At 41.4% G+C, this 2746-nt stretch carries 2 protein-coding genes and 1 pseudogene; all 3 read left to right on the plus strand.

Features of this window, described 5'->3' with window-relative positions; translation table 11 throughout:
• A pseudogene (locus RMO55_RS18455) lies at positions 1-919 on the plus strand (chromosome segregation protein SMC); the annotation flags it as partial.
• A gap of 53 nt (positions 920-972) precedes the next feature.
• Positions 973-2376 (plus strand): AAA family ATPase, encoded by a 1404-nt coding sequence (locus RMO55_RS18460; RefSeq protein ID WP_310429002.1) that lies wholly within the window; start codon positions 973-975, stop codon positions 2374-2376.
• Positions 2373-2746 (plus strand): DUF4435 domain-containing protein (locus RMO55_RS18465; RefSeq protein WP_310429004.1); only part of this gene is annotated, 374 nt, incomplete at its 3' end. The genes RMO55_RS18460 and RMO55_RS18465, both read left to right, overlap by 4 nt.

Here is a 2746-nt window from a genome sequence, read left to right on the forward strand (position 1 = left end):
CGACGGAATCACCGCAACCAAAGTCGCCCTAGTCATCCTCGACAAAGAACTCGGTACCGACAAACAAGAACGCGACAAAGCCGAAGCCAAACTGCGTCAACTCCAGCTCAACCTCCAAGAACTCCAGTGGGAGCAGCAAAAGCTCACCCAACTCCAGCAGCAACGCCAAATCGAAATCGACAACCTGATCATCCAAATCGCCACCCAACGCACCGAACTCCCCGCCGAACTTCCCGAAATCCCACCCGAATCCCAAACCGACGAATATCTCGCCTCCCTCCAATCCCAAATCCGCCTACTCCAAAAGCGGATGGAAGGAATGGAACCCGTCAACATGCTCGCCCTCGAAGCTTACGAAGAAACCAATAACCGCCTCCAAGAACTCAGCGACAAACTCGGCACCCTCGAAGCTGAAAGTATGGAGCTATTACTCCGCATCGAAAACTTCACCACCCTGCGCTTCCAAGCCTTCAGCGAAGCCTTTGATGCTGTCAACCTCAATTTCCAAGATATCTTCGCCGAACTCTCTGACGGCGACGGCTTCCTTCAATTAGAAGATCCCGCCAACCCCTTCGGCGGTGGTTTAAATCTCGTCGCCCACCCCAAAGGTAAACCCGTTCAACGCCTCTCCTCGATGTCAGGGGGCGAGAAATCTCTGACGGCTCTAAGTTTTATCTTTGCGCTCCAACGCTACCGCCCATCGCCCTTCTATGCCTTCGATGAGGTGGATATGTTCCTCGATGGGGCAAATGTAGAACGCCTGTCGAAGATGATTCGTAAGCAAGCCAATCAAGCTCAGTTTTTGGTAGTGAGTTTGCGTCGCCCGATGATTGAAGCGGCGGATCGGACGATCGGGGTGACGCAAGCACGGGGAGCTTATACTCAGGTATTGGGCATCAATCTCAAGACTTCTGCGTAAGGTAAAAGTTATAATCGCACATAGGAAGCCTATGGCAGTGGAACCAGAAGAGTATGCGAATTAAGCAAGTATCTGTTGAGGGTCTATTTGGAATTTTTAATCATGTAATTCCATTAAACATGGACGATCGTATCACAATCGTCCACGGGCCAAATGGATTTGGAAAAACAGCTATGTTGAAAATGTTGAACGGGTTGTTCAATTCTCAGTATTCAGTATTCCGTAATATTCCTTTTACCAAATTTATCGTTTTATTTGATGACTTCAATAAAATAGAAGTTATTAAAGCTATCGATGCTTCCACTAAATCTAAACAACAAAGAGAATTAATTAAGATTGAATTGGAGAGAAAAGATTCTAGTAAAGAGACACATTTATTGAAGGAAATTGGAAAATCTTCAGATGCGGATTGGTATATTAATGATTTGTTAAGAGCAAACAATATACAGGATCTAGTACCAGGATTAGAAAGAATTGGCTCTAGAAATTGGATATATCAACCTACTGGTGAGCCATTTATTTCAATAGAAGAAATTTTAGAGAGATTTGAAGATATTTTACCTACAAAAATCCAGCAATTGATAAGACGATCGAAAGAGCCTGAATGGTTAGCTAAAATAAAGAATAGTGTTCACATTCGCTTAATTGAATCACAAAGATTATTGAATGTTAATATAGACATTCCTAATCGTTCTTCAAGGACGTATACTAGTTCACAATACTCTATGTTGCCAACTGTTTCTGCTTATTCTGAAGAATTAGCGACACTAATTCAGATTAAATTGGCAGAGTATGCGACAACATCTCAATCACTTGACAGAACATTCCCAGTTAGAGTTTTACAACAAGGCTCTGCTCACGAATTGACAGATAAACAACTTCTCAATCGGTTAGAAGAACTTGAAAAAACAAGATCTCGCCTTATAGAAGTGGGACTACTAGATAAAGGAGAAAATGCAAATTTTCAAATTCATCCGCAAGATGTAGATGAAAAAACAAAAAATGTTTTGTCAGTATATGTTGATGATGTTGAGAAGAAACTCAGTGTTTTCAACGAAATCGCTAGCAAAATAGAACTTCTGAGAGAAATCATTAACAATAAATTTGCTTATTCATATAAACAAATGGATTTTAGTAAAGAGAGAGGATTCATTTTCAAAACATTGAATACATCATCTCTCAATCCAGAAACACTATCGCCAACAGATCTATCATCTGGCGAACAACATGAGCTAGTTCTTTTATATGAGCTGCTATTTAAAGTTCAACCAAGTTCTCTCGTACTAATCGATGAGCCTGAACTATCATTGCATGTTGGATGGCAAACTCAGTTTCTAAAAGATCTGCAAGAAATTACAAAGCTTGCGGATCTGGATATTTTGATGGCTACTCATTCACCAGATATCATTCAAGATCGCTGGGATCTAACAGTGGAGTTGAAAGGATCTGATAAATGAGAGAGTTTCTTACACCCGATCGCTTTGCCAATGAAATCAGACAGCAAAGATCGACTTTTAAGGGTAGCTTTCTGCTAGTCGAAGGCAGCACAGACAAGGTATTTTATGAACGTTTTACTGATTGCGATCGATGTAAACTGAGAGTAGTATCTGGCAAACCATCCAGCAAAAAACTCGTGATTCGAGTGTTAGAGATTTTGGATGAAGATAACTTTCCGGGTGTATTAGGTATCGTCGATGCGGACTTCGATCGCTGCTTGTCCCCACTACTCGATCGCAGCCCAAATTTAATCCTCACAGATACTCACGATCTGGAAACCTTAATAATTCAGTCACCCGCACTTGATAAATTATTATTAGAGTTCGGATC

The organism is Chamaesiphon sp. VAR_48_metabat_135_sub (genome assembly GCF_031418915.1).
Taxonomy (GTDB): Bacteria; Cyanobacteriota; Cyanobacteriia; order Cyanobacteriales; family Chamaesiphonaceae; genus Chamaesiphon.